The 20,984-nt window shown below is 64.0% G+C and carries 21 protein-coding genes and 1 tRNA gene; 6 read left to right on the top strand and 16 right to left on the bottom strand.

The window, feature by feature from the left end; translation table 11 throughout:
* Positions 1-166 precede the first annotated feature (166 nt).
* From Q0L57_RS20290 to Q0L57_RS20305, 4 genes are all read right to left on the bottom strand, one after another.
* Positions 167-976, bottom strand: coding sequence for a rhomboid family intramembrane serine protease (locus Q0L57_RS20290; protein ID WP_296744818.1), 810 nt, complete (start codon positions 974-976; stop codon positions 167-169).
* A gap of 25 nt (positions 977-1,001) precedes the next feature.
* Positions 1,002-1,583, bottom strand: a complete 582-nt coding sequence (locus Q0L57_RS20295; RefSeq protein WP_296744819.1) for a cob(I)yrinic acid a,c-diamide adenosyltransferase — start codon at positions 1,581-1,583, stop codon at positions 1,002-1,004.
* A 73-nt stretch (positions 1,584-1,656) separates the two neighbouring features.
* A complete protein-coding gene (locus Q0L57_RS20300) occupies positions 1,657-1,848 on the bottom strand; it encodes a twin transmembrane helix small protein (protein WP_296744820.1) in 192 nt (63 codons plus the stop codon).
* A 25-nt stretch (positions 1,849-1,873) separates the two neighbouring features.
* The gene (locus tag Q0L57_RS20305) at positions 1,874-2,740 is read right to left on the bottom strand and encodes an SDR family oxidoreductase (protein WP_296744821.1); all 867 of its coding nucleotides are present in this window, start codon (positions 2,738-2,740) and stop codon (positions 1,874-1,876) included.
* Positions 2,741-2,798: 58 nt separating this feature from the next.
* Between Q0L57_RS20305 and Q0L57_RS20310 the strand changes: the two genes are divergently transcribed.
* The gene (locus Q0L57_RS20310; RefSeq protein WP_296744822.1) at positions 2,799-3,650 is read left to right on the top strand and encodes a YihY/virulence factor BrkB family protein; all 852 of its coding nucleotides are present in this window, start codon (positions 2,799-2,801) and stop codon (positions 3,648-3,650) included.
* Between the two features lie 39 nt (positions 3,651-3,689).
* Here Q0L57_RS20310 and Q0L57_RS20315 read toward each other — a convergent pair whose 3' ends face one another.
* Complete coding sequence (locus Q0L57_RS20315; protein WP_296744823.1) at positions 3,690-4,580, bottom strand: DMT family transporter; 891 nt, start codon at positions 4,578-4,580, stop codon at positions 3,690-3,692.
* Positions 4,581-4,737: 157 nt separating this feature from the next.
* Here Q0L57_RS20315 and Q0L57_RS20320 point away from each other — a divergent pair, with 157 nt between their 5' ends.
* Positions 4,738-5,025, top strand: a complete 288-nt coding sequence (locus Q0L57_RS20320) for a hypothetical protein (protein WP_296744824.1) — start codon at positions 4,738-4,740, stop codon at positions 5,023-5,025.
* Here the strand turns inward: Q0L57_RS20320 and gluQRS are convergent, their stop codons facing one another.
* Positions 5,026-5,901: a tRNA glutamyl-Q(34) synthetase GluQRS gene (gene gluQRS / locus Q0L57_RS20325; protein WP_296744825.1), complete on the bottom strand. Its 876-nt coding sequence runs from the start codon at positions 5,899-5,901 to the stop codon at positions 5,026-5,028.
* Positions 5,902-5,993: 92 nt separating this feature from the next.
* On the opposite strand from gluQRS, the gene Q0L57_RS20330 reads away from it, so the two are divergent.
* The gene (locus tag Q0L57_RS20330) at positions 5,994-6,653 is read left to right on the top strand and encodes a DNA-3-methyladenine glycosylase (RefSeq protein WP_296744826.1); all 660 of its coding nucleotides are present in this window, start codon (positions 5,994-5,996) and stop codon (positions 6,651-6,653) included.
* Between the two features lie 198 nt (positions 6,654-6,851).
* Positions 6,852-7,409, top strand: a complete 558-nt coding sequence (locus Q0L57_RS20335; protein WP_027167440.1) for an HNH endonuclease — start codon at positions 6,852-6,854, stop codon at positions 7,407-7,409.
* A 159-nt stretch (positions 7,410-7,568) separates the two neighbouring features.
* On the opposite strand, the gene Q0L57_RS20340 is transcribed toward Q0L57_RS20335, so the two are convergent.
* Together Q0L57_RS20340 and Q0L57_RS20345 are read right to left on the bottom strand one after the other, a co-directional pair.
* Positions 7,569-8,087 carry a disulfide bond formation protein B gene (locus Q0L57_RS20340; RefSeq protein WP_296744827.1) on the bottom strand — a complete coding sequence of 173 codons (519 nt, stop codon included), beginning with the start codon at positions 8,085-8,087 and terminating at the stop codon, positions 7,569-7,571.
* 22 nt (positions 8,088-8,109) lie between these two features.
* The gene (locus Q0L57_RS20345) at positions 8,110-8,700 is read right to left on the bottom strand and encodes a YqaA family protein (protein WP_296744828.1); all 591 of its coding nucleotides are present in this window, start codon (positions 8,698-8,700) and stop codon (positions 8,110-8,112) included.
* Between the two features lie 274 nt (positions 8,701-8,974).
* On the opposite strand from Q0L57_RS20345, the gene Q0L57_RS20350 reads away from it, so the two are divergent.
* Positions 8,975-9,059 (top strand) — tRNA-Leu (locus Q0L57_RS20350).
* Positions 9,060-9,308: 249 nt separating this feature from the next.
* On the opposite strand, the gene Q0L57_RS20355 is transcribed toward Q0L57_RS20350, so the two are convergent.
* The 7 genes from Q0L57_RS20355 to Q0L57_RS20385 all read right to left on the bottom strand — a co-directional run bounded on the left by Q0L57_RS20355 (position 9,309) and on the right by Q0L57_RS20385 (position 16,308).
* A complete protein-coding gene (locus tag Q0L57_RS20355; RefSeq protein WP_296744829.1) occupies positions 9,309-9,953 on the bottom strand; it encodes a hypothetical protein in 645 nt (214 codons plus the stop codon).
* A gap of 376 nt (positions 9,954-10,329) precedes the next feature.
* On the bottom strand, positions 10,330-11,493 hold the full coding sequence (locus Q0L57_RS20360) for a YncE family protein (RefSeq protein ID WP_296744830.1): 1,164 nt from the start codon (positions 11,491-11,493) through the stop codon (positions 10,330-10,332).
* On the bottom strand, positions 11,490-12,311 hold the full coding sequence (locus Q0L57_RS20365) for a creatininase family protein (RefSeq protein ID WP_296744831.1): 822 nt from the start codon (positions 12,309-12,311) through the stop codon (positions 11,490-11,492). The genes Q0L57_RS20360 and Q0L57_RS20365 overlap by 4 nt, the downstream gene beginning before the upstream one ends.
* A gap of 24 nt (positions 12,312-12,335) precedes the next feature.
* Positions 12,336-13,616: a GNAT family N-acetyltransferase gene (locus Q0L57_RS20370; protein WP_296744832.1), complete on the bottom strand. Its 1,281-nt coding sequence runs from the start codon at positions 13,614-13,616 to the stop codon at positions 12,336-12,338.
* Positions 13,616-15,019 (bottom strand): lipopolysaccharide biosynthesis protein, encoded by a 1,404-nt coding sequence (locus Q0L57_RS20375; RefSeq protein ID WP_296744833.1) that lies wholly within the window; start codon positions 15,017-15,019, stop codon positions 13,616-13,618. Before Q0L57_RS20375 ends, Q0L57_RS20370 begins: the two co-directional genes overlap by 1 nt.
* A 119-nt stretch (positions 15,020-15,138) precedes the next feature.
* The gene (locus Q0L57_RS20380) at positions 15,139-15,588 is read right to left on the bottom strand and encodes a hypothetical protein (protein WP_296744837.1); all 450 of its coding nucleotides are present in this window, start codon (positions 15,586-15,588) and stop codon (positions 15,139-15,141) included.
* A gap of 447 nt (positions 15,589-16,035) precedes the next feature.
* Complete coding sequence (locus tag Q0L57_RS20385) at positions 16,036-16,308, bottom strand: DUF4242 domain-containing protein (protein WP_296744834.1); 273 nt, start codon at positions 16,306-16,308, stop codon at positions 16,036-16,038.
* 244 nt (positions 16,309-16,552) lie between these two features.
* Between Q0L57_RS20385 and Q0L57_RS20390 the strand changes: the two genes are divergently transcribed.
* Complete coding sequence (locus tag Q0L57_RS20390; RefSeq protein ID WP_296744835.1) at positions 16,553-19,138, top strand: AAA family ATPase; 2,586 nt, start codon at positions 16,553-16,555, stop codon at positions 19,136-19,138.
* A gap of 50 nt (positions 19,139-19,188) precedes the next feature.
* Here Q0L57_RS20390 and Q0L57_RS20395 read toward each other — a convergent pair.
* Positions 19,189-20,984: SEC-C metal-binding domain-containing protein (locus Q0L57_RS20395; RefSeq protein WP_296744836.1), on the bottom strand; the 1,796-nt coding region annotated here is incomplete at its 5' end.

Below are 20,984 nucleotides of genomic sequence, written 5' to 3' on the forward strand. Positions count from 1 at the left end.
TTCATTTCCTGTCACCTCTCCTGAGATAGTCGGGGCGCTATAGCAGCGTGCGCCCTGTCAGAGTTGTCGAAAGCCGACATTCCGGACGGAATATCCGTCCAACGGTGCCGTTTCCGTAGTGGCGGCAAATCGGCGCGTCAATATCCCACGGCCCACCCAAATCGGTTCAGTCCTGGCGCGACGCAGCGCCGCGCCCCCATTGCGGCGCGGGCTGCGCCGAGGCGTCGGAAGCTGAGACGGGTTCGACGGTTGAAGGCACCTGCTGGGCCGCGGGAGCCGGGTCGGGTTCGTCGTCGGCGCCGGCAAACAACGGCACGTCGCGGCTGCGCAGCACCAGCACCAGCACGGCGCCCGTGATGATCCCGCCTATATGGCAGGCCCAGGAAACCTGATCCTCGCCGCCCTTGGCGAACATGACGATCTGGAACAGGATCCAGAGCACGAGCGGGATGAAAGCCGGGATGTGAAGGGGAATGCGGGCAAAGGCCAGGATCCAGACCTTAACCCTGGGATAGAGGATCAGATAGGCGGTGACGACACCGGCGATCGCGCCCGAGGCGCCGATCAGCGGAACCTGCGAATCCGGCGCCACCAAACCCTGGAAGAACGCTCCCCCGGCCGCGCAAAGCAGATAGAAGATGAGGTAACGGACGTAGCCGAGCGCGTCCTCGACGTTGTCGCCGAACACCCAAAGGAACAGCATGTTGCCGCCGAGGTGGAGGATGTTGGCATGCAGGAAGGAGTAGGTGAGGTAGCTGAAGCCTGCTGGAATGACGACGAATTCGGGCGACAGCTGAACCTTGTCGTGAACCACGGAAGGGATGAAGCCAAGGCCGAGCACCGCGGCGTTGGTGAAGTTCTCACCGCCGAGCGTGGTCGCCAGATAGACCAGCGCATTCGCCAGGATCAGGCCGATCGTCACATACTGCAGGCGGATGTGGCGCAGCCTGTTGTTGTCGTAAAGCGGGATGAACATCGGGTCCTTCCGCCGCGCGCGATTGTCAGCGGTTCTTGCCGGGAACCCATAGCACGTCGCTATTTCCGTTGTCATTGAGCGCGCGGGCGGCGACAAACAGAAAGTCCGAGACGCGGTTGACGTATTTCAGCGCCTCGCGGTTGACGTGCTCGGCCGGATCCTGCGCCAGCGCCACCATGATGCGCTCGGCGCGCCGCGCCACCGTGCGCGCCAGGTGGAGGGCTGCCGCGGCCGGCGTGCCGCCGTTGAGCACGAAGGATTTCAGCGGCTGAAGATCCTTGTTGAGCAGGTCGATGTCCTTCTCGACCCTGTCCGTCTGCGCGGCGACGATGCGCAAGGGCTCGTATTCCAGGGGCTTGCCGTTATCGGGCACCGCCAGGTCGGCGCCGAGGTCGAAAAGATCGTTCTGGATGCGCGAAAGCATGGCGTCGATCGCGGGATGATCGTTCGCGGTGTGGATACGAGCCATGCCGATGCAGGCGTTGGCTTCGTCCACAGTGCCGTAGGCCTCGACGCGCAGATCCGATTTCAGACGCCGCTCGCCGCTGCCGAGGCCGGTGGTGCCGTCGTCGCCGGTGCGGGTGTAGATCTTGTTGAGCTTGACCACGCCGTCCCCCCTGTTTGACGCCATTCCGAGCGGAAAACCGTTTCACACTTTTCCTGGAATTGCTCCAGGATCGTCACTTTCGGGTAAAATAGACGACCAGCAGAAGCAGCGCCAAAGCCACCGCCTGCAGCAACACGCGTGCCTGCATCAGCTTGTTCGAGGTGACGCCGGAGCCGCCGCGCATCATGTTGATCAGCCCGCGGACCAGCACGATTAGCACGGCGGCCATGGCGAGAATGGCGAGAACCTTGAAGACGATGACCATCCAGCTGGCTCCAGTTCGGGTTACGTCACGCGCGCCCTGCAAGCACGCGGTAGAGCAGGGTCGCCGGCAGGATGCGTTTCAGCACCACGCCGATCTTAGCCGGCACCGTTACCACATAGTGCGGACGCGGGCGCTGTGACAGAAGCGCGTGGCGAAGCGCGGCATGAACCACCTCCGGGCCGGGCTTCAGGCGCGAGACGCTGCCGCCAGCCTCCAGCCGTGCCAGCTGCGCCTGGTAGTCGGCGCGATGGACCGAATTCTCGTGATCGATGTTCTTGAGGAACCAGGCCAGGCCGTTGCTGGCGATCTTTGAGGCCACCGGCCCCGGTTCGATCAGCGAGACATGGATGCCGCTGCCCTCGAGTTCCTGGCGCATGCAGAGCATCAGGCCTTCGAGGGCATGTTTGGATGCCGCGTAGGCGCCGCGAAAGCGAACCGGGGCGAGTCCGAGGATGGACGAGCAATGCACGAGCCGCCCGTGACCCTGGCGCCGCATGACTGGCATGATACGCCGCGTTAGATCGTGCCAGCCGAAGAAATTGGCCTCGAACTGCTCGCGCAGGGCGGCGACCGGCAGGTCCTCGACCGCGCCGGCCTGGGCATAGGCGCCATTGTTGAACAGCGCATCGAGCGTGCCGTCGGTGCGTTCCAGCACGGCCTCTGCCAGGGCCGCGATGGACCGAGGCTCCCGATAGTCGAGATAAAAGGCCTCGATGCCTTCGTTCGCAAGGGCCTCGATGTCCGCCGGCTTGCGCGCCGTGGCGAACACGCGCCAGCCTTCGGCCTTCAGGGCCCGCGCGCAATAGGCGCCTATGCCCGAGGAGGCGCCGGTGACGATAATGGTGCGCAACTCTTTCGAGCCGGGAATCGTTGTCTGACCTGGGGTTGCCATTTGCCGCAATGACTTCCCATATTCGCGGCGTCGACACAATCGAGCGGAGCGCGGGTCCTTGCTCAGGAATATCGTCGCCGTCAAGCGCGTGCTCTACGATGCGATCGGCCATTTCAATACTGATGATGGCTGGGCGATGGCCAGCCATCTGGCGATCACCTCGCTGATGGCGCTGTTTCCGTTCCTGATCTTCGCCACGACGCTGGCGAGCTTCCTCGGCGCGCGCGCCTTCGCCGACACGGCCGTGCACCTGGTCTTCGACACCTGGCCGGACCAGATCGCGAAGCCGATCGCGCGCGAGGTGCAGAATGTGCTCACCGTGCGGCGCACCGACCTTCTGACCTATGGCGTGCTGCTGGCGGCCTATTTCGCCTCGAACGGCATCGAGGCGCTGCGCACCTCGCTCAATCGCGCCTATCGGGTCACCGAGACGCGCGGCATCATCCATCGCAGGGTGCAGAGCATCATCTTCGTATTGATCGCCACGGCCTGTTTCCTGGCTATCAGCGTGCTGCTGGTGTTCGCGCCGCTGCTTGCCAGGCTGGCGGAGGCGCATCTGGAATGGATCAAGCCCTATATGGGCACGATCACGGTATGGCGTTACGTCGTCGCCTCGACGGTCATCGTCATCGGCCTGTTTTCGGTGCATATCTGGCTGCCGGCCGGCAAGCGCCGCTTTGTCTCCATCGTGCCGGGCATCGTCTTCACGCTGATCGCCTGGCTGGTGGGGTCGACCATCTTCGCCACCTATCTCGACCACTTCTCGTCCTATGTGACGACCTATGCCGGCCTGGCCTCGATCATGATCGCGGTGGTCTTCCTCTACATCATCTCGGCGATCTTCATCCTCGGTGGCGAGCTCAACGCCTCGATCAGCCGCTACCTCGAGGCGCGCGCGAGGGTCGGCTGAGGCATGACCCTGGCCGAGAGCCGGTTCCCGTCTTAGGGATTATGCTTTGGCCGGTTGAACCTTTTCCTGCCGGGCGGTCGCCAGTCCGACGCCCAGCGTGGCGATCGCCATGCCGGCGATCTGCAGCAGGTTGAGCTGCTCGCCGAACAAGGCCCAGGCGATGACGGCGGTGACGGCCGGCACCAGGTAGAACAGCGATGCGACCTTGGACATCTCGCCATCGCGGATCATCACCATCAACAGGAATATGGCGCCGACCGACAGCACCAGGACCAGCCATGCCATGGCGAAGATCAGTTCGCCGTTGACGGTGATCGCGCGCGTCTCGAAGGCAAGAGAACCCAGGATCATCAACGCGGACCCGCCGACATATTGCCACATCGTCGCCGCCACCAGGTCGCCGCCGGAGGCAAAGCGCTTCTGCCAGACGGTTCCCGCGCTCATGGCGAGAACGGAGACGATGGAGGCGGTGAGCGTCGCGGCGGTGACGCCGCCGCCCATCGCTCCGAGCTTCGGCCAGAGCACGATGACGACACCGACAAGCCCGACCGCGAGGCCTGCCCAATGGCGAGGCTGGATCGCTTCGCCGAGTAGCCTGCCTGCAAGCACCGCCGTGATCAGCGGCTGCAGGCCGACGATCAGCGCTGACAGGCCGGCCGGCATGCCCCGGTGGATCGCCCAGAACACAGCGCCGAGATAGACGCCGTGCATCAGGACACCCGCGACCACCGCGTGAAGCGCCTCTTCGCGCGTTGCCCTTCGCGATCCGAGCAGCACGGTCAGGCCGGCGAAAAGGATCGCCGCAAGCACGAAGCGGATGGCGAGGAAGGTGAACGGCTCAGCCCACGGCATGGCGTAGCGCGCCCCGATGAAGCCGGTCGCCCACAGGACGACGAAAGTTGCGGGAATGAACCGCTTGACGCTTTGCATTTCGAAGGGAGCCTGGCCGCTATGAAGGGTTTGTGTCGGTAATTGCTCTAATGCCGTTCAATTCGGCAAGCAAAACGAAACGGTTGATCCATAAGCTCATTCGAATTCAACAACGGTGCGAATGGGGGCATGGCGTTAAGGCACGCCGTGAACAGGCATGCTTTTGCATCTCGGCACGACATGGCTGCTGTTCGCGGTGGCAACCGTCGCCGTCTTCGGCTTCTTCTTCGGCACGGCGCTCGACGCCATCATGAAAGAGGACGGTTTCGGCGCGACCGGCAACACGCTGCTCTTCACGCTGGGTTTTTTCGTCGCCGTCATGGTTGCCAACGAGCATGGCATCACCTTCAGGGATCTCAGGCTCGCGGTGGGCTGGGGCCTGAGCGGCGCCTTCATCTTCATCAGCGTGATGGCGCTGATCAAGGCGGGGCTGGCGCGTCTGTAGTCAGAGCCCGACCAGCCGCCTGACGTCCGCTGGCAACATGCCCGCCTCCCTCAGTGCCGCAAGGCCAGTGTCCTTGAGGCTCTTCGACAGCTTCCGGCCGTCAGGTCCGAGGACAAGGCGGTGGTGGAAGTAGCGCGGCGGCGGCAGCCCGAGCAATTCCTGCAGCAGGCGCTGGACGCCCGTGGCCGAATAGAGGTCCTGTCCGCGCACGACGTGGGTCACACCCTGCAGGGAGTCGTCGAGGACGACCGCCAGATGATAGCTGGTCGGGATGTCGCGGCGAGCAACGATCACGTCGCCCCATTCGCGTGGATTGGCCTCGACGATCCGTGTCGCGGCCATGCTCTCGTCGGTGAATTCGGTCCATGACAGCGTGCGCCCGTCGCGGGCCGCTGCCGCCTCGACGTCGAGCCGCCAGGCGAAGGGCGTGTTTTCGGCCATCCGCCGCTTGCGTTCCTTCGTCGACAAGGCCTTGTCCAGGGGAGGATAGAGCGGCACGCCGTCCGGATCGCGCGGCCAGTCGCGACCGCGTTTGTCGGTCTCGGCGATGAAGGCGCGGATCTCGCCCCGGCTCATGAAGGCAGGGTAGACCAGTTCCTCGGTAATCAGCCGGTCGAGCACCGCCTGGTATTCGGAAAAATGCGCTGATTGCCGGCGCACCGGTTCGGGCCAGTCGACCCCCAGCCATTCGAGGTCGCGGAAAATGCCGGCTTCGAATTCCGGCGTGCAGCGCGTGACGTCGATGTCCTCGATGCGCAACAGCAATCGTGCGCCTGCCTGCGTGGCCATCCGCTGGTTCAGCAGCGCCGAATAGGCATGGCCTAGATGCAGTTCGCCGTTGGGACTGGGCGCGAAACGGAATGTCAGGAGCGTCATCTCTCAGGCGGCATTCGGGTTGCCAGGCGCTTTCGCCGGTTGATAGTTAGCCCTTCAATTGCCACTTCGTGAGCATTGTGGAAACAAGCAACGTGCAACGCATCGCCTCGCTCGAAGATATTGCGGCAGGGCTCGACGCGCTCTGCCTGATCGATCCGCGGCTGCAAAAGGTGCGCGGCATGGCCGGCGAGGTGCCGCTCAGGCTCTCGGAACCGGGTTTCAGGAGCCTCGCGTCGATCATCGTCTCGCAGCAGGTGTCGCGCGCAAGCGCCGATGCCATCTTCGGGCGACTGACAAAGCTGGTCGATCCGCTGACGCCGGAAGGCATTCTTTCCGCCGGCGACTACATGTTTCGCGAGGCGGGGCTGTCACGGCCAAAGCAGCGCGGGCTGATCGCCGTTGCCGAGGCGGTGGCCAGCGGGCTCGATCTCGATCACCTCTGCTCGCTCGACGCCGGCGAGGCGATCGCGGCGATGACCGCGGTGCCGGGCATCGGTCCGTGGACGGCCGAGTGCTACCTGCTGTTCGCCGCCGGCCACCCGGATGTCTTCCCGGCGCGCGACGTCGCACTGCAGAGCGCGGTCGGCCATGCGCTGGGCATCGACCCGCGTCCACCGGAGAAAATGCTTATCCGGCTGGCCGAATCATGGAGCCCGTGGCGCGGCATCGCGTCGCGGCTTTTCTGGGCTTATTACCGCGAACTGAAGGGCAGGGACGCCGCACCTCCCGCCGAACTGGTCGAAAAAGCATGAAAATCATGCATTTTTGAGCATTTCGACAAGCGACAATCCGCTTCACATCCCTGTCATGTCGGGCTTACAGTATCCGCGCCGTTCGGCTACGGCGACGCGCATCCATCTGGATGCACCAAGGGCGCCGTAGGACTTTTGAAGTTGCGCATGATCCTCCCCGATTTTCGGGATCGTGCGCTGAACCAAGGAGGCCAAGACGTGACGGTTGCCGTATCTCCGGATGGGCTTCCCGCGCTGGTGCTGAATGCGGACTACCGTCCGCTCAGCTATTACCCCCTGTCGCTCTGGTCGTGGCAGGACGCCATCAAGGCTGTGTTCCTCGACCGGGTCAACATCGTCGCCGAATACGAGCACGCCGTCTCGTCGCCGACCTTCTCGATGAAGCTGCCGAGCGTGGTGAGCCTCAAGGCGTATGTGAAGCCGTCGCGGCATCCTGCCTTCACGCGCTTCAACGTGTTCCTGCGCGACCGTTTCCAGTGCCAGTATTGCGGCACGCCGGAGGATCTGACCTTCGACCACGTCATCCCGCGCCATCGCGGCGGGGCGACGACCTGGGAGAATGTCGTTGCCGCCTGCTCGCCCTGCAACCTGCGCAAAGGCGGCATGATGCCGGCGCAGGCCAAGATGTGGCCGCTGCAGAAGCCCTACCAGCCGACGGTGCACGACCTGCACAACAACGGTCGCCTGTTCCCGCCCAACCATCTGCATGAAAGCTGGATGGATTATCTCTACTGGGATGTCGAACTCGAACCCTGAGATCGTTCGGGAATTCGGGAGGCTGGCCATCTGAAGCAAGTGTCTCCGCTTCCGGTGCTCACGTACTTAAGTACGTTCCGCTCCGGTTCTCGACACTCACTTCATACGACTCATCCTGCCGAATTCCTTGAACGATCTCGCGTCGGCGCTGTTGCGGGCTCAGTCCCGCGACAGCGCGCTGCGGAAGGCGACGGCGGCCAGGATGAGGCTGGCGATGGCGTTCCAGCCGGCAAGCGACAGGCCGAGGATGCGCAGCGCCGCCTTGTCGCAGGACGGCGGCACGAACTTGTCGAGCGCGTCGAGCACGCCCTTGCCGCCGGTGTCGACAGGACCGGCGCCGGCAGTGCAGTCGGCCGGGCCCTGCCACCATGCCCATTCGACGCCTGAATGATAGACGCCGAGATAGAGGCCGTAGAGCATCAAGAGGCCGCCAATCGCCAGCAGCCCGCGCGTCATCCAGGCCGGCGCGCGCAGCATCGAGGCGACCGCCGCCAGCAGCATCAGCGGCGCGCCGATGTAGTAGGGCGTGCGCTGCTCGAGGCAGAGATGGCAGGGGATGTAACCACCTATATACTGGAAGCAGAGCGCGGAGCCGACAGTCGCGGCCATGGCGACGGCAAGGAAAAGCGCGGCGCGGGTCCGCTGGCGCCCGGTGTCGGCATTCATGGTCGCTGTCATCGCTAAGGTCCGCTCGCTTGGATTATCCGTGCGCGTATCTGACGAGGATATAGAGCAAAATCAGGGCAGCGGCGGCCGCCCCGACAATCAATCCCAAACGCCTTTCGATGAACTCCTTGATCGATTCGCCATAGCGGCGCAGCAGCCAGGCAAGCAGCAGGAAGCGGGCGCCGCGCGCGACGATGGCCAGGCCGATGAAGAGCAGGAGATTGACGCCGATGACGCCGGACAGGATCGTCACCACCTTGATCGGCGGCAGATGGGCCGCGCCCGAGGTGACCAGCATCAGAATGATGAAGCCAATGCCTGAGGATGTGCGAAGCTGCTCGAACTCGTCATACTTGCCGTAGAATTCGAGCACCGGCTTGGCGACCGCCTCATATGCATAGTGGCCGATGAACCAGCCGGCGACGCCGCCGAGCACCGAGGCCACGGTGGCAATCAGCGCATAGCGGTAGGCGCGTTCGGGCTTTGACAGCGCCATCGGCAGGAAGAGCACGTCGGCCGGCACCAGGAAGACGGAGCTTTCGACGAAGGCGATGAAAGCCAGCCACCATTCGGCCGATTTCCTTGCCGCCAGAGAGAGCGTCCAGTCATAAAGTCCGCGAAGCATAGGCTCTCCTAATGCATGTCGCCCAAACGGCGCAGCGGTTTTCGGCCACCGGCAGGCATGAGGCAAGGACCCAAAGCGCCGCAGCCAACGCTTTTGGAGCGAGGCCGCGACACGTCGCTTGTCTAGAAAGATTATTCGCGCCGCACAATGGCGGTGCGCTTTACGAAACCGTAAGGACCGCCTGGTCGGGGAAGCATTCGCGATTCGGCAACAGGCCAGTTGACGAAAGGCCGTCCAACCGTATAGTCCGCGCCAATCAGGCCGCCCGGCCTGAGCCCCTATGGCGGAATTGGTAGACGCGCTCGACTCAAAATCGAGTTCCGCAAGGAGTGCTGGTTCGATCCCGGCTAGGGGCACCATCCTTCGCTCTTCGAGCTTCGGATGCCAGGCCATCCAGTATCAATCGAGCTTCGAACGCCAGCCCTGCGCTGGAGATTCATGCCACCCAAAATGCGCGCAAGCGGTTTTGGGGCGGACATGCAGGAAAGCAAGGCTTGGACGAAAACAGACTGGCCGCCGTCGCGAACGAGGGCAGCCAGACAAAGCCTGAGAATTGGAGGGGCGCGGACAGGTGCCTCGACGGCAACCAGGCGGCGCCCCCGCTAGGATCAGAACGAGTGCTTGTAGCCGATCGCGACGTTGATCTTGTCGCCGGCGAGAGCGTCGTACGGAGCTGAAGACGTGTTGATCTTCTTCCAAGAGTAGCCCACGTTGGCATAGACGGCGTTGGTGGAGTCGATGTTGTAGGTCACGCCCGTGGCCACCTTCGGCGTTTCCCAGGTGGTGTTGAAGGCATTGCGCCAACGCAGGTTGAAGGCATTCCAGGTCCACTGCTTCGACAGCTTCAAGTCGCCCGCGAGATACAGGGCGTAGTACGCCACATTCGCATTGGCCTCGGCGTCCTTGACGATGCCGGTGTCGTGCCAGGTGTAGCCGATGCCGACGCTGGGGGTCAGCGTGAAGGCATCGGTCAGCTTGAATTTGTAGCCGAGGCTGCCTTCGAGGTAGTACTGGGACTTTCCGCCACTCTTGAAGGTGGGCTGGATAAAGACACCGCCGACAAAGTTATTGTCGAAATTGTGCGAAACGCTGAGCTTGTAGTAGCTGTCGGCAAGCGTCCCGGAACGGTTGCTGCCATTGTTGATGGCGTAGAATTCAGGGCTGCCCTCGATTCCGATCGTCCAGGTCGGCGAAGAGGGTGGCGGCACTTCGACAACCTGATCGGCTGCAAAGGCCGGTGCCGCCATGGACATGCAAACGCCCAACGGCGCGATAATTTTGCGAACAAACATAGTCTTTCCCCGAGGTAAGATGCGGCGAGATTCAGCCGGGATGCGGCTCGGAACTCGCTAGGCGCGCTATATTACAGTTGTGTGACAATGTGCCATTTGTGCAGACCGCTTTGCCCAAGCGGGTTTGGGCGATGCAATTCGGCCACAGCGCGCATCGCGCCCTCGGCAAAAAAGCCTGACCGAGGAGAGCTTCCTCCTGCCTTAAACAACGGAGGGGACGCTTACGTAGGGGAAGGCCCTCGGCTTCAATTAGCCGGCAAATATTTTATTAGGTAGAGGCGCAGGCGCCTGCCGCGGCTGCAGCTTTTCACCGCCCACGGGCAGGCATACCGGCGCGTCAGCGCATGTTGCCCGTGTGCCCCTGCGAATACCTTCCGGGCTGCGGCCAGACAGTCAGGCCATGCGGCTCCGAGCCCACCTTGATCTTCGTCACCGCGCCCGAGGTGGTGTCGATCATGTAGACTTCGCTGTCGAAGCGGCCGGAAAGCCACAATTGCCTGCCGTCGGCGCTGACATTGCCCATGTCGGGGCTGCCGCCGCCGGGGATCGGCCATTGCGCGACGACCGAGCGGGTCGCGAAGTCGATCACCGTCACGCTGCCCGGTCCTCTCGCCTTGCCTTGCTCCATCTTGTGCGAACCGCGATTGGAGACATAGAGCCGCTTGCCGTCGCGGCTGACGACGAAGCCATGCGTGCCGATGCCGGTGGGAATGAAGCCGATTTCCTTGAACGACTCGCCGTCGACCAGGAACACGCCGTCATTCATCATGTCGGCCACGTAGAAGATCTTGCCGTCCGGCGAGAGGCGGATGTCCTGCGGCATGCCCATCTTCGAAAAGTCGAGATGGCCAAGCACCTGCTGGTTTTTCAGGTCGATCTTGGCCAGCCCGCCGTCGCCATATTCGCAGGTGAAGATCGCGTAGGAATTGTCGGCCGAGAAATCGGCGTGGTTGATGCCCGGGCAGGTCGGTGTGGCAAGGCTCGACTTCAGCGCCATGGTCTGCGGGTCGCGGAAATCGAGCCGCTTCAGGGCTTCGTCGACGATGACTGCGGCGCTGCCGTCAGGCATGAAATACATGTTGTAGGGGTCGTCGACCGCAATCTGCTTGCCGGGCTTGCCGGTCATCGGATCGATCGGCGTCAGGCTGCCATTCGTGCCGGTGCCGTTGTTGGCGACCCAGAGCGTCTTCAGGTCCCAGGCGGGAACGACGTGCTGCGGTTTGCTGCCGACGGAAAAGCGGTCGACCTCCTTCAAGGTGACGGTATCGATCACCGAGACGCTGTTCGACGAGCGGTTCGGCACGTAGACGCGCGACAGCGCGCCCGCCGTCACGGGGCTGAGATGGCTGGCGCTGGTCTGGCTGTAGACATTGGCTTGAGGCGGCGGCGGGTCGCTGCAATCCTCCGGGCAGGAGCCGGCATGCGCCGCGACGGTTGGCAGCACACTGAACAGCGCAAGCGGCACGCAAAGGCGAGTGAGGCGCAGAAAAGTCTCGATCATTTTGGCTGACTTGCGATGAAGGCGCGGATTGCATCCGTCGTCCCGTTGACGATGAGATCCACGCCGAGCTGCCCGAATTCCACGGAAGACCTTGCCGGATCGCCGCCATAAACGCCATCCCCCGCCCCAAGCTTTGGGGGTCCGGCGAGGCGGTCCTTGCGTACCATCGACGGATCGACGGCCATCATCAGCGAGGTGTCGGCCAATCCGGCGTGCGTTCCGATCTCGGCGCTGGTGGCACCGGCGGCCAGCAGCTTGTTCGTGAAGGGCCCTTGCGCAAGCTCGTAATAGTCGAGGTCGGCAAAGACCCGTACCTTCTTCCATTCGGCATTGATCCGGTCCGCCACGTGCCGTTCATTGGCCTGGTAGCCGCCATGGTCGCCGATCAGCACGATGGTCCTGAAGCCAGCTTGCCGCATGCTGCGAGCCGCCGATTCGAGAAGCTGCTCGAAGGTCTTGTCGCCGATGCTGATGGTTCCGGGAAAACGCATGTGGGATGTGGGCGGATCGATATTGCCTTCCGGCACGTAGGAAATGACCGGCGCGACCAGCGCGTTGCCCAGTTTCCCGGCAATCTTTTCGGCCAGGAACTTGACCCGCACATTGTGCTTGCCAAGCGCCATGGCCGGGCCGCTCTGCTCGGTGCCGCCGATCGGGATGATGATCGTGGTCGTTCCCGCCGCGATCAGGTCGCGCAGTTCAGTCCAGGTCTGGTCTTCGAGGAAGACCGATGATGCGCAGGCCGGATTCAAGAACAGCAGCAGGGCGATGCCAGCCAAGATGCGCCTGAGCGTGCGCCTTTCGATTCCGACAACCATGCCCCGATACCCGCTGCCTGCCCTCTAACGACGCTTTAGCAGGCTTCGCATCCGATTGCGAAGGATGCGCGCCATATTGCGGGTCTCGCGGTACAGGTGCAGTTGCGAGGCCGCCTGGCGGGCCAGCCGGTCGGCGTCCGGCGTCAGTCCAACAACCAGCGTGCCCACCGGCTTGCGTTCCGTCCACAGGCGGCTCATCACCGGATGGTCGGGCACCGCGCAGGAATCGCTCATGCCGATATTGGGGTCTTCGAGGTGCTGCTTGGTCACCTCGATCATCAGGAGCGTGCCTGGCGAATAGGTGGCAAGCGTTTCGTCGTAAGCCGTCTTCCAGGTGTAGGCTACGCCGGCCTCGACGAACACGATCAGGCAGGCAATGGTGCGGCCATCGAGGGTCAGCGAATGGATGCGGCACATATCGTGCTCGGCCAGCCGGTGCACGGCTTCGCGAGCGAAGGCGGCGCGGTAGCGGTCGATCGCCATGGCGGTGCGTTCGCGGCCCTTCCAGCCGGCAGCCTCCAGCGTTAGGAAGCTCTCGATGGCGTGGCGGATTTCGTCGGGTCCGCGCGCCACGACATGCTCGAGCTTGCCGACATCGGCGAGACGTCTCTTTAGCCGGCGAAACTCTCTGTAATGATGAGCGCGCAGCGAAGTCTTGAGGTAGTCGTCGCCCTCGGCATCGCTTTCCAGCATCGGGCGCTCGACCTTGCCGGTAGTGACCATCGTCAGGCCGCGGCTGTCAGCAAAGGTGGCCAGCAGGCTCGCCACCGCACCGTCGAGCCGGATGTCGGGCAGCACGAATACCTTGGGCAGCTTGAGATGTGGCCTGGACAACATCGAAAAGAAATCCTCGATTACGCCGACCGGGTCGTCGCGATCGACCAGCGGCGTGCCGAGCGGACCGAACGGGCTCGCCCAGGTGCGCATGACCGGGACGCCGAGCGGCATTCCCGGCCGTTCGACCGAGAAGGGCACCAGAAGCCGCAGCCGGCTGCGGAACTCGCCGCCGTCGCGGATCACCGCCAGCCGCACCTCGCGGTCCTCGAGCCTCGGCATGGCGGGGGCCAGGAAACGCGGGTTGAAGAAGACGTTAGGCTCGATCGTGCGGGCGCAGAGATAGTCGAGCTCCTCGACGAGGTCGAAGCCGGCCGAGGCCGGGTAAATGGCAAGCTTCCGTTCCGGCCGGTTGTTGGCGAAAATCTCGATATGGGCGAGGTCGGCCTCCCGGGCGAGGCCGGCAAGGCCGGACACCATGGCGCCGGCGGGGCCGCCGCTGGTTTCCTCGAGCAATGGAACAGCGGCCATCAGGCGTCTCCCTTCCTGGCGGGCATGAAGATCACCATGACGATGCCGAGCTTGCGCCACACCGTGAAGGAGAGCGCGCTGGCTTCAAAGACCATGGCGAGGCTGGTGGCGATCGCGGCGCCCCATAGGCCGAAATGCGGGATCAGGATCACGTTGAGGCCGATGTTCAGGGCCAACGTCATGGCATAGACGGCGGCGCAGATGTTCTGGTTGCCGCTCATGGTGAGCAGGCTTTCACAGGGGCCGACGGCGGCACGGGCGACGACGCCGAGCACAAGCAGGAAAAGCAGCGGATAGCCGGCGGTGAATTCGGGGCCGAACAGCACCAGCATCGGCTCGCCGAGCGCCAGCACCAGCAAAGCCATCAGCAGCGAAGGCCAGAAGGTCCAGGAGACCGTCTCGCGGGCAAAGGCGGCAAGCCGATGCGGCTCGCCATGTGTGAATTGCGCATAGCGCTGGGCGACACCCGCCTTGACCGCGAAATAGACGAAGTGAACCAGGGCCAGCGTCTTCACCGTGGCGAAATAGACGGCGACGTCATTGGGATCGAGATAGGCGCCGACCATCAGCACGTCGGCATTGGTGAGCAGGAAAAAGAAGCTTTCGACCAGGAAGATCGGCAGCGAAACGAGGAACCACTGGCCGAAATGAACCGTGATCGGTCCTGCCGGGATTTTCTTGTCCATGCGCGAAGTGACGGCGACGAGCTGGCCAAGCGTGGTGACATAGGTGGCGGCGATCGAGGCGAAGATCGCGGTCTTGGCGTCGGGCGCGTAGTTCATGGCGAGCGTCAGCGCCATGAAGGCCAGGATCAGCACCGGCCGCACCAGATAGGTGGGCGAGAGCGCCAGCAGCGCCCAGGAGTTCGCGCGCGCCAGCCCCTGCTGCAGATCGCCGAGCGCAATCATCGGCAGGCAGATCACGCCAAGGATGAAGGGGATGACGTAATAGTTCTCGATCCAGTCCGAGGCCAGCCAGACGCCAAGCGCGCCAAGGCCCGCGATAATCGTCGAGGCGACGAGCACGAAGAGACGGCTCGTCAGCACGATGCCGCGCAGCTCGGCCAGCATGCCGCGCTCGCGATATTCGGGGATGAAGCGGATGACAGAGGTGTGGAAACCGAGGCAGGCGAGGTTGCCGATGATGACCATCGTCACCCAGACCAGCACGGAGATGCCGTATTCGAACGAGCCCATCCAGCGCGCCATAAGCACCTGGCTGATGAAGGCAATGACGGCGCTGACGATGCGGATTGAGAACGCGATCAGCGACATGCGGCCGGCTTCGCCGCGCTCGTCGGCGGTGAAAAGCGCGGCGTCGATGCGGCCAAGCAGCGGCCGCATGCGCAGCGCCAATCGCTGCGGCAGGAACCGCCCGGCTGTCGTCGCCGCGGAAAAGCGCACTCGGAACTCCCCGTTTTTCCGCCTCTTTCCAGCGTTCCGGTCTATCCGAAACACCTTAAGAAAGGGTGGGTGGGAGCTTCCTTCTCCCCGCCGCCATGCGGGGAGAAGGAGAGGCGCTTTTACATCCCCTTCATCGCGTCGCAGGACACGTTCGGGTTCATATCGGCAAAGGTGCCGGTGGGGTTGTGTTTCCAGGCCCAGACGTGCAGTTCGTAGAAAGCCCCGAGGCCGTAGCGGTTGGGCGCGCTGTCGAAGTTGAAGAGATGTCCTTCGAGCGAGGCCGGGCCTTTCGAGGTGATGTATTCGACGGCAACCAGCTTCAGCGTACCGTCGGCCATCGGCTCGTACATGACCGCCTGCGGCTTGGCGATGTCGACGGTGTCGTTCTTCAGATAGCCGGCGTTGACGTAGTGTATGCCCATGGCGCCGCCGGTGATGCCGCTTGCGCAGGGGATCGGCGTATAGCCTTCGGCTTTCGCCACCGCGACATCCTCGAAGCGGCTGTCGACAGCCCGCACCTTTTCGGCGAGCGGATTGCTTTCCTCGGCCCACACTGCGCCTGAGGTCATGACGATGAGCGCCGAGGCGCCGGTGAGGCATCTGGCCAGGCTGTGAGTGATCATTTCTCTCTCCAATTCAATTCGTTAGGGCGCGCAAGCAGGGCCGGCTGTTGAAAAACCAGTGCCTTGAACCGCCTCGACGCCCTTGTCCAACGGATGAAATCGTTCGGCCCCATGTCGATGGATCGGGGATGAAGTCACCAATATTCCCAGTAATTGCGCGGCATCTCCCGATCATGCAGGCCTATGTCGCGCCTCAGATAGCTGTCCTGCGGCGGCAAAAGGCGCCGGCTAAACAGCGGCGCAGACAGTGCCGATATGATCCGTCGCATGAGGCCACGCCGTCGCAAAAGAGCATCCGCCGGGGCGGGTACTCTCTTGCCATCCGGCACGACATCGGGTCCGCCATCGGCCGCGACGATCCGGGGTGCATCGCGCTGCCGCCCGCCGGCCGGATCAGCGGTAAAAGTAAGGGTCGAGCACCCTCACCTCCGTGATCTTGTCGACGGGAAGCGCGTTCTTCTGCGCGGTGCTGCGGATCGCTTCGGGAGAGGGAGCGTCGTAGATGCAGAAGGTCTGTTTCTTGTCGGGCGTCACGAAAGACTGCACCCAGGTGACGCCTTTCTCGGCGTTGCGCATGATGACGCCGCCGAGCGCGTCGGCGCCGGCATCGTTCATCGGCACATTGAGCCGGTCAGGGAATGAGCGTTCAACCAGATAGCGAGGCATGGTCGTTTTCCTTTCCGCGATTGAATGGCGCTCGAGAAGAGCGCGGTTGAAAGGGATCACGCCCGAAGGCGCCGCACATCGGAACCTTTCCCCATATTTCACGGGACGATTCCCCATGTTGGCGGCGTTTCGCTTCCAAAGGCGGCACCGCGGTGTGTGGAAGGTCACATCGAGGTGATCGCGCCGCAACTATTGTGGTCGCAACCCGCCATGGTTGAAATTCCCGCTTCGCGAGAAGGTGACGATGCTTCTGGAACGGCAGGCGCAGCTGCGGCAACTGGAGGCCTTGCTGGCTGATGCCGTGCGTGGTCATGGCCGTGTCGCAGCGTTGCTGGGCGAGGCCGGGGCCGGCAAGACGGCGTTGGCCGTGGCCTTTGCCGAGCGCGCCGGACAGGAGGCGAGGCTGCTGCGAAGCGCCTGCGAGGACCTGTCGATCCCCGATCCGCTGGGTCCACTCTACGATCTCGCGCGCGAGGCGCAGTGGGAATTGCCCCGCGCCATCGATGCCCGCCAGGGACAGCGGCTGCCGCTGTTTTCCGACGCGCTCGATGTTTTCGAGGCGAAAGGCCCAGGCCTTCTGATCATCGAGGATCTGCACTGGGCGGACGATGCGACGCTCGATTTCGTCCGTTTCCTCGGCCGGCGTATTGCAACGACCCATATCCTGCTTCTGGTCACGGCACGCACCGACCGCAGCGAAGGCCAGATGCGCGTGCGCCGGGCGCTCGGCGAGATCCCGGCCGGCAATGTGCAGCGTATCGAGGTGCCGCTGCTCAGCGAGAAGGCGGTGCTTGCGCTCGCCGAATCGGCCGATCGCGACGGCGGCGCCATCTACCGGGCAACCGCCGGCAATGCATTCTTCGTAACTGAGCTGCTTGCCGCCGAAAGCGACACCGCCCTGCCGGCCAGCGTGCGCGACGCGGTTCTGGCAAGGGCTGAAAGGCTGTCGACCGGGGCGCGCTCGATGCTCGACGCCGTCTCGGTGTTTCCCCGCCGTGCCGATGCCTGGGCGCTCTCCGGCCTTTGCGGTGTCGCCAGCGCCGGCCAACTGGCCGAATGCGTCTCGCACGGCCTGCTGGAGGATCTCGGCGACGGCTATGCCTTCCGGCACGAGATCGCCCGCCGGGCCATCGAGATGACGTTGACGCCGAGCCTGCGGCGCGCGTTCAACCAGCGTGCCCTGACCGCCCTGCAGGAAAATCCCGGCGTCGCCACGGCGAGGCTGGTGCATCACGCGGTGGAGGCGCAGGACCTGGAGGCCGTGCGGGAGCTTGCGCCGAATGCCGCGCGCGAGGCCTCGCGTGTCGGTGCGCATCGCGATGCGGCCGGCTACTATGAAGTTGCCCTGCGGTATTCAGGCGAGTTGCCGATGGAAAACCGGGCGGCGCTTTATGAGGGCCATGCCTTCGAGTGCCATCTTATCGGGCGTGTCGACGCGGCAATAGGGGCGCAGAGCCAGGCGCGCCTGCTACGGCAAGCGTTGGGCGACAGGTTGAAGGAAGGCGACAGCCTCAGATGCCTGTCCCGCTTTGCCTATCTCGTCGGCGACCGCGAGGCGGCGGACCGGTTCGGAGCGCAGGCGGTGGACCTCCTGGAAACGGCGCCGGACGGTCCTGAGCTTGCCATGGCCTATTCGAACCTCTCGCAACTGGCGATGCTCGCCGAACGGCTGGACGACGCGCTTTCGCTGGGCGGCAGGGCGATCGAGCTGGCCGAACGGCTGAACCGGCCGGACATCATCTGCCACGCGCTGAACAACATCGGTTCGGTCGGGCAATGGTTGGATATTGCCAAGGGCCGCCTCCAGCTCGCGCGGAGCCTGGAGATCGCGCTCGAGCACAATTTCCAGGAGCATGCGGCGCGCGCCTTCACCAACAGCGCCTGTCTCGGCATCAATCAGCTCAATCATGTCGAGGCGCAGTCCTTCCTCGATCGAGGCATAGCCTATTGCGTCGAGAACGACCTGGCGACCTGGCGCGATTACATGCGGGGCGCGAAGGCCCAACTGCTGGTGCGGAGCGGCCTCTGGGACGATGCGGCCGCCGAGGCGCATGAGGTCATCGACAATGATGCGACGACGGCGCTGGTGCGTTTCCCGTCGCTCGTCGCGCTGGCGAGGCTGCGCATCCGGCGCGGCGATCCGGCGGCTGAGCCAGTCCTGGAGGAGATGAAGCGGTTCCTCGGCAAGGGCATGGAGTTGCAGCGACTGATGCCGTTTGCAGCGGTGATGGCGGAGCGTGCGTGGCTTGGGCTGGGCGACCGCGACGAGGTCCTCCGGCTCATCGCGCTCGCCGAAAGCCTTTCGCCGACGCGAGCGGTGTTTGGCGAGCTGGTTGCCTGGCGGTCGTTGCTGATGCCGGGCAGCGAACCCGGCGACACCTCCAAAATGGCCGCACCCTATCGGATGCAGCTTGACGGCGACTGGCGCGGCGCGGCCGCGGCGTGGGACGAGATGGGGGCGCCTTTCGACCGGGCGCTGGCCCTGGTGCATGGCGACGAGGCGGCGCTTCGCGAGGCGCTGGATATATTCGAAGGACTCGGCGCAAGGCCGGTGGCGCAGCATGTGCGCGGCCTGATGCGGCAGAACGGCGTCAACCGCATCGCCAGAGGCCCGCGTCAGGCGACGCGCGCCAACCGAGCCGGCCTGACGCGTCGCCAGATGGAGGTGCTGCAACTGATCGAGCGCGGCTTCTCCAACAAGCGCATAGCAGCGCATCTGACCATCTCGCCCAAGACCGTCGATCACCATGTGTCGGCGGTGCTGGAGAAGCTTGAGGCGGTCTCGCGCGGCGAGGCGACGGCCGCCGCGCGCGCTTCAGGGTTGCTGTGAGGTCTTCGGCATGAGGCCATCTTCTCACTTGGATAGGGAGAAGGAGCGCGTCAGGCGAACGCGCCGTGGCAGTGCTTGTACTTCTTGCCGGAGCCGCAGGGGCAGGTTTCGTTGCGGCCGACCTTGCCCCATGTGGCGGGATTCTTCGGATCGCGATCTTCCGGCGCGACGACGGCGCTCGATTCCTGGCGCACCAGAAGCGCGGTCTCGCCGCCCTGGAAATCGTCCTCGCCGGTGCTGCCGTCGATGTGGCTGCCGAACATCTCAGGCGCTTCCGGCGGCGGCGCATCCGCGGCCTGGCGGACCAGCTCGACGCGCATCAACTGCGCGGTGACGGCCTGTTCCAGGTTGCCGAGCATGGCCTGGAAGAGTTCGAAAGCCTCGCCCTTGTATTCCTGCAGCGGATCGCGCTGGGCGTAGCCGCGGAAGCCGACGACCGAGCGAAGGTGGTCGAGGTTGACGATGTGCTCGCGCCACAGATGATCAAGCGTCTGCAACACCACGGAGCGCTCGACATAGGTCATCACGTCCGGACCGAAGCGATCGGCGCGTTCCTTGGCGGCGGCGTCGGCAGCGGCCGTGATGCGCTCGCGGATATCGTCCTCGGCGATGCCTTCTTCCTTGACCCATTCCTCGACCGGCAGGTCGAGGTTGAGGTACTGCGCCACTTCCTCCTTGAGGCCAGCGACGTTCCATTGCTCGGCATAGGCGTTCTCGGGGATGTTCTTGGCGACGATCTCCTCGATGACGCCCTGGCGCATCTCCGCGACCGTCTCCGAGAGGCCTTCGCCGTCCATCAGCTCGATGCGCCGCTGGAACACCGCCTTGCGCTGGTCGTTGGAGACGTCGTCATATTTGAGCAGGTTCTTGCGGATGTCGAAGTTGCGCGCCTCGACCTTCTTCTGCGCCTTCTCCAGGGCCTTGTTGATCCAGGGATGGATGATCGCCTCGTCTTCCTTGAGGCCGAGCTTCTGCAGCATGCCGTCCATACGCTCGGAGCCGAAGATGCGCATCAGGTCGTCCTGGAGGGACAGGAAGAATTTCGAGCGGCCGGGATCGCCCTGGCGGCCGGAACGGCCGCGCAGCTGGTTGTCGATGCGCCGCGATTCATGGCGTTCGGTGGCGAGGACATAGAGGCCGCCGGCGGCGAGCGCCTTTTCCTTCAGGCGCTCGATATCATCGTGGATCTCCTTTTCCCGCGCCTCGCGCTCGGGCCCCGCGGGCATGTCGCCCAGTTCCTCGGCGATGCGCATCTCGGCATTGCCGCCGAGCTTGATGTCGGTGCCGCGGCCCGCCATGTTGGTGGCAATCGTGATGGCGCCCGGCTTGCCGGCCTGGGCGACGATAGCCGCTTCGCGCTCGTGGTGACGGGCGTTGAGAACTTCGAAGTTCTTGAAGCCGTCCTTGCGCAGGCGCTCGGCAAGCTGCTCGGACTTCTCGATCGATGTGGTGCCGACCAGCGTGGGCTGACCCTTTGCGCTGGCTTCGCGGATTTCCTTGACGATCGCCTTGTACTTCTCTTCGACCGTCCGGTAGACCTCGTCGTCCTCGTCCTTGCGGATGACCGGCAGGTTGGTCGGGATCTCGGTGACTTCGAGATTGTAGATGTTGCCGAATTCCTCGGCCTCGGTCAGCGCCGTGCCGGTCATGCCGGACAGCTTCTTGTAGAGGCGGAAGTAGTTCTGGAAGGTGACGGAGGCCAGCGTCTGGTTCTCCGGCTGGATCTGCACATGCTCCTTGGCTTCGAGCGCCTGGTGCAGCCCTTCCGAATAGCGGCGCCCGGGCATCATGCGGCCGGTGAACTCGTCGATGATGACGATCTCGCCGTTGCGCACGATGTAGTCCC

It is taken from the genome of Mesorhizobium sp., from assembly GCF_024509055.1.
Classification (GTDB): Bacteria; Pseudomonadota; Alphaproteobacteria; order Rhizobiales; family Rhizobiaceae; genus Mesorhizobium.